7 protein-coding genes are annotated in these 5,569 nt (G+C 69.0%); 2 read left to right on the forward strand and 5 right to left on the reverse strand.

Annotation, left to right across the window (positions count from 1 at the left end; genetic code table 11):
- Positions 1-105 precede the first annotated feature (105 nt).
- Both CFP71_RS42600 and CFP71_RS42605 read right to left on the reverse strand, forming a co-directional pair.
- Entirely contained in the window at positions 106-1,077 is a 972-nt protein-coding gene (locus CFP71_RS42600; RefSeq protein ID WP_093939464.1) for a R2-like ligand-binding oxidase, read from the reverse strand.
- Positions 1,074-1,685 (reverse strand): TetR/AcrR family transcriptional regulator, encoded by a 612-nt coding sequence (locus CFP71_RS42605; protein ID WP_208636166.1) that lies wholly within the window; start codon positions 1,683-1,685, stop codon positions 1,074-1,076. The genes CFP71_RS42600 and CFP71_RS42605 overlap by 4 nt, the downstream gene beginning before the upstream one ends.
- A 95-nt stretch (positions 1,686-1,780) precedes the next feature.
- Here CFP71_RS42605 and CFP71_RS42610 point away from each other — a divergent pair, with 95 nt between their 5' ends.
- Positions 1,781-2,434, forward strand: coding sequence for an HAD family hydrolase (locus CFP71_RS42610; RefSeq protein WP_093939468.1), 654 nt, complete (start codon positions 1,781-1,783; stop codon positions 2,432-2,434).
- Here the strand turns inward: CFP71_RS42610 and CFP71_RS42615 are convergent.
- The gene (locus tag CFP71_RS42615; RefSeq protein WP_077241208.1) at positions 2,370-2,615 is read right to left on the reverse strand and encodes a hypothetical protein; all 246 of its coding nucleotides are present in this window, start codon (positions 2,613-2,615) and stop codon (positions 2,370-2,372) included. The two genes, CFP71_RS42610 and CFP71_RS42615, sit on opposite strands and share 65 nt — an antisense overlap.
- Positions 2,616-2,748: 133 nt before the next feature.
- On the opposite strand from CFP71_RS42615, the gene CFP71_RS42620 reads away from it, so the two are divergent.
- Entirely contained in the window at positions 2,749-3,135 is a 387-nt protein-coding gene (locus tag CFP71_RS42620; RefSeq protein ID WP_007033367.1) for a cold-shock protein, read from the forward strand.
- Positions 3,136-3,226: 91 nt separating this feature from the next.
- Here the strand turns inward: CFP71_RS42620 and CFP71_RS42625 are convergent, their stop codons facing one another.
- Positions 3,227-3,691 (reverse strand): DUF2771 family protein, encoded by a 465-nt coding sequence (locus CFP71_RS42625; protein ID WP_093939465.1) that lies wholly within the window; start codon positions 3,689-3,691, stop codon positions 3,227-3,229.
- A 28-nt stretch (positions 3,692-3,719) separates the two neighbouring features.
- Positions 3,720-5,569: MFS transporter (locus CFP71_RS42630; protein ID WP_208636167.1), on the reverse strand; the 1,850-nt coding region annotated here is incomplete at its 5' end.

A 5,569-nucleotide genomic window follows, 5' to 3' on the forward strand; every position in this document is an offset into this window, starting at 1 on the left:
GGGGTCGTGAGTGATAAAGAGGGTTAGAACCCTCTTTATCACTCACGACCCCGTCACGAAACCGCTCATGCAGGCATCAATCGGGCACTAGATTGCCACGGACTGTCAGGCCGCGGAGTTGGCCGCGACCTCCGCGATCGCCTTCGCGTCTTCCTCGCCGAAGGTCTCTTCGAGGTTCTCCGGCGAATAGTCGAGGTCGATCTGCTCCACCGGCATCCCGCGCGCGGACTCGATCGCGCCCAAGCGCCGCTGCGCCCGGTCCGCCGCGTACTGGATGATCTCCTGCGGATCGTTGTCGAACGGGATCTCCTCGAACTGGTCCTGCACCCACTGGATCATGCCGAGCGCGTGGGGAAGCAGTTCGCCCATCCGCTGCTGCACCGCGTCCCACAGCGAGTCGTCCGCGGCGACGTGACGGCGGCAGGTGAAGGTGCCCCAGGCCATGTGACGGCGCTCGTCGTCGCCGATGCGGCGGATCAGTTCCTGCATGCCCGGCAGGATGTCGTGCTGCGTGCAGATCAGCTGCCAGGTGTAGTACCCGGTCAGCGCGAGACTGCCTTCGATGACGTGGTTGTAGGTGACGCTCGCGCGGATCTGGTTGAGCGGACTGGGATCCGCCTCCAGCGCGCGCAGGGATTGCGGCAGCTCCTCGTAGAAAAGCTTGCGGTAGTGCGGATTCTCCGCGACGTAGGGATGCAAATCCCCGGTCAGCCCGACGGCGTCCATCCAGCGGCGGAACACTTCGGTGTGCTTGGCCTCTTCGAAACAGAACTGCGTCAGGTACATCTCGTCGCCGAAACGACCGGTCGCGGACATCGCCCGCATGAACGGCTGGATGTCTTCGGTGACCGCCTCCTCGCCCGCGATGAACTGCGCCACCAGGTACGTCGTCGACCGCTGCTGTTCCGGGTTGAGGCTGTCCCAGCCCTCACGTTCGCGGGAGAAGTCGATGTCGGCGGGGTTCCAGAACTTCTTGTTGCCCTTGGCGAACAGCCGCATCGGGAACGAATCCCAGTTCAGCCCGCCCTCGCGCAACGAGGAAAAACCGGTCCGCAGCTCGGGAAGCGTGTCGGTCACGAGGTCTCCTTCGAATCGGTGGTCAGCGCCCGGATGGACGGCGCCAGCACGGCGACGACCGCGGCCGCCGCCTCGTCCGCCGAATGCGTCGGCATGACGAGATGGGACAGGGAAAGCCGCACGACGGTCTCCGCCAGCAGCGTGGCGGACTCCGGTGAGAGCGCCGGCTCGAACTCGCGGTACTGCCCGGCCGCGACCTCGGTGGCCGCGGTCAGGATCGGTTCGCCCTTGGTGGTGAGCAGGGGAAGGAGGTCTTCGCCGGCTCCGGTGCCCAACGCGGCGGCGACCAGACGGTTCTCCCGCGCGTGGTCGATCGTGTAGACGACGGCCTCGCGGATGCCGTCGAGCAGGTGCGGCGCGTCCTGGACGCGCAGCCGGATGCCCTCCAGGAACTCCGACGTCGTCCGGAGGACCACGGCCTCGGCGAGCGAGGCCTTGTTGCCGAATTCGTTGTAGACGGTCTGCCTGCTCACCCCTGCGCGCGCGGCGACGTCCGCCATCCGCAAGGCCGTGAAGCCGTGTTCGGTGAGCAGCTCGGTGGCCGCGTCGAGCAGTGCCTCCCGCAGAGAGGCCTTGGTCCGATCGGAGAAGCTCGTGATCTCGCCCACATTTCCAGCTTGACACAGATCACGTCCATGTCAACGGCGTTGACGAGAAACTGGCCGATGTAAATCAGTCGGTGGCGGCGGCTACCGTGGCCGGTGTGGGCATCACCGTGGGGTTCGACCTCGACATGACACTGATCGATCCGCGGCCGGGCATGGTCGCGGTGATGAACGCGCTCGGCGTGGAGTCCGGCCTGCCGCTGGACGGCGAGTTCTTCGCGGCGAACCTCGGCCCGCCCCTCGACGACAGCCTGCGCGGCTTCGGGGCGCCGGAGGAGCGCATCCCCGAGCTGGTGACGCGATTCCGCGCGATGTACCCGGAGACCGTCGTGCCGGTGACGGTCGCGCTGCCCGGGGCGGCCGAAGCGCTGCACGCGGTCCGCGAGGCGGGCGGGCGCACCGTCGTCGTCACCGGCAAGTACGGGCCCAACGCGAAACTCCACCTGGACGCCCTCGGCATGGAGGTCGACGTCCTGGTCGGCGAGCTGTGGTCGACGCAGAAGGCCGCCGCGCTCATCGAGCACGGCGCCCAGGTCTACGTCGGGGACCACCTCGGCGACGTCCGCGGCGCGCTGGCGGCGGGCGCGGTGCCCGTCGGGGTCACGACGGGCCCGTGCACCAAGGACGAGCTGCTCGCGGAGGGCGCCGATGTGGTGTTGGACTCGCTGAGCGAGTTCCCCGGGTGGTTCAGCTCTTTCGGCGAGCTTCGCGGACCAGGGCGATCAAGCCGAGGGCCAGCCCCAGCGGTGTGACGACGCCCGCCGCGGCGGACAGCCACACCGGCAGGTTCTCCAGTCCGGCGGCGAACATGACGAAAACCGCTGTGACGGCGATCATGCCGAGCGCGAAAAGGCCGATGCCCACGCGCATGAGGATCGGTTTCCGGGGCTTTTCGGGGACGGCCACAGCGGCCTCCTTAACTGCGGTCTCCATGAACCAGAGGGTATCCGCCGGTATCCGCTTCTCCACAGGGCATGTGTCGAGATACGCTTATGGGAACGCGCGCCCTGGGTACGCCCCCGGGCGCGTTCGTCGTGAGCGGGACAGCAAAGGATTGGTGAGGAAAGTGCCGACCGGCAAGGTCAAGTGGTACGACGCGGAGAAGGGTTTCGGTTTCGTCACCCAGGATGGGGGCGCCGACGTCTACATCCGCAAAGCCGCGCTGCCGCAGGGCGTCGAAGGGCTCAAGGCGGGCCAGCGCCTCGAGTTCGGTGTCGCCGACGGCCGCCGCGGCCCGCAAGCGCTCTCCGTCCGGCTCCTGGACCCGCCGCCCTCGGTCGCCGAGGCGCGCCGTCGTCCCGCCGAGGAGCTGCACGGGCTCATCGAGGACATGATCAAGCTGCTCGAACTCAAGGTGCAGCCGGATCTGCGGCGCAATCGCTACCCGGACCGCAAGCACACCAAGCAGATCGCCGAGATCATGCGCGCCGTCGCCCGGGACCTCGATCCCTGATCGGCCGCGCTCTCGTGAGTGCTATGAAAGGCCCCTTCATTGCAAATTTTGCAATGAAGGGGCCTTTCATGTCATCGAGCTGGGGGTGACTTCAGACGGCCGGTGTCTCGACCTGCAGCGACCAGATCGCCGTCGTGACCGCCTCCGCGTCCTCCGGACGTCCGGTCTGGCTGATCACCGAAGCCTGCGCGACCTCGACGACGAGGATCTGGTCGTCGGGTTTCGGCGTCGTCACGGTGTAGGCGAACCGGTCCAGCGACGTGATGATGTCCTGCTTGAGCTCCTGCGGCTCGCCTTGGGCGTTCACGTACTGCACCGTGACCTTCCACGGCGTTTCCGCGATCGCGCTCGGCACCGAGATCTGCACCGGCTTCCCCGGCCGGACGCGCAGCTTGCCCGCGGAGTCGGGCCTGGTGGTGCACTGGGCGCTCTTGATGTCGCACGACGCCAGCGGGGCGACGTTCACCGTGTTGCCGTCGGCGAAGAAGGTCACCTCTTCGGGGCCGGGGGCCGAGCAACCGGCCACCACGAAACCACCCGCCGCGAGCAGGGCCAAAATACGAAGTCGCCGCATACGGTGCAGATTACGAGCCCGGCCGCCACCGGGAGTCACCGGCCTCCGAGGGGATCGGCGATTCGCTGGTCGGCTCCGGGCGCAGCGGCCGGTCGCCGCCGAGGCCCGGGACCAGCGAGGTGCCGCGCCGGACCATGAACGTCTGCGTGAACCCGACGGCCAGCAGGATCGACAGCACCAGGAACCCGATCCAGTACGTCGGCGGCAGCAGCAGGCCGACGGCGCCACCGAAGCACCAGGCCATCTGAAGGACGGTCTCGGAGCGGCCGAACGCCGACGCCCGCGACTCCTCGGGGAGGTCTTCCTGGATGACGGCGTCGAGACTGATCTTCGCCAGCGCGCTCGCGGTCGCGCCGACGAGCGCGACGATCGCCGCCGTCGCCAGCCCGGCCGCCACGGTGGCGATGATCGACATGCCCAGACAAGCCCCGACGCAGGCCAGGATCACCTGATCCGGTTTACCGAAGTGCAGTCGCGAGCCCAGCGCGTTCCCGAGGAACCCGCCGGCCCCGGCCGCGGCGCCGATGACGCCGAGCAGCAGCAGCTGGTTGAACGGGCTCTGCCCGCTGCCCTCGGTCTGCGCCTTCACCGCGAACGCGGAGAACATCATCAGGAACCCGGTCAGCACCCGGACGGAACCGTTGCCCCAGAGCGAGACGACGATGTGCCGTCCCATCGGCTGACGCTGCTTCTTGACCCGCCGCTCCGGATGCGCGGACAGCGACGCCGGGACCTCGCCCTCGGTCACCTCGACCCAGGAGGGGATCCGCATCGACTGCACCGCCGCCGCGACGCAGATCAGCACGGTGAACCACAGCGCGCCCTGCGAACCCCACAACGCGTTGAAACCACTGGCCAGCGCGCCGAACGCACCAGCGGCGACCAGGCCGAACACGGTGAGCCGGGCGTTCGTCTTCGACAGCGTGATCTCGGGTGGCAGCACGCGCGGGGTCACCGCCGACTTGAGCACGGTGAACGACTTCGACAGCACCATCATGCCCAGCGCCGCCGGGTACAGGAGCCAGTCGTCGAAGTGCAGCGCCATCACGACGGCCATCAGCGCCTGACCGGCCGAGGACACGCACATCGCGAGCCTGCGGCCACGCTGGATCTTGTCCAGCGCGGGGCCGATCACCGGCGCGACCAGCGCGAACGGAGCGATCGTGATCAGCAGGTAGAGCGCGACCTTGCCCTTGCTCTCCCCGCTGGTGGCGGCGAAGAACAGCGTGTTGGCCAGCGCGATCGCCATCGCGGCGTCGCTGGCGTAGTTCAGCATCACCGCGTACGTCAGCGAGGTCAGGCCCGATTTGTCGGCCCCGTCCGCCTTCGTCGCGCGCTGGAACGCGCCGACGGCCTGCCCGGTGAGCTGACGGCTGCGCATCGCAGCGACCCGGGTGACCGTGATCTTCTTCGGCATCTTCGGCAGGGAGCCGGCGCGCGGCGGGACCGCGGTCGTCGGGTGTTCCTGCGCGGGTTCCGGCACTTCACGCGGTTCGCCCGCGTAGCCGCCGGTGTCGTAGTGCTCGTACTCGCCGCTGCCCGGCGGCTGGTCGTCGTAGAACCCGCCCGGGCGGCGCCGGACGGGTTCGGTCTGCCGCTGCGACGGATCCGGGTACGGCCGCGCGCCTCGCGGAGGCGTGTGCGGTGGCCGGGGCGGTGGAGGCTGATGGTGCCCCATCGGGATCGCGCCGGTGCGCGCCTCGTCGGCGGTCGGCCCTGACGGATGCGGCTGGTACTGGGGCTGGGGACGGGCCGCGCGTGGCGGAGGCGGCGGCACCGGCTGATGCTCGACCCGGGTCGGCGGCGGCGCGGACCAGCTGCGCGCCTGGGGCGCGCCGGGCTCCGGTGTCCACTTGCGCT

Source organism: Amycolatopsis thailandensis, assembly GCF_002234405.1.
GTDB classification, from domain to species: Bacteria; Actinomycetota; Actinomycetes; order Mycobacteriales; family Pseudonocardiaceae; genus Amycolatopsis; species Amycolatopsis thailandensis.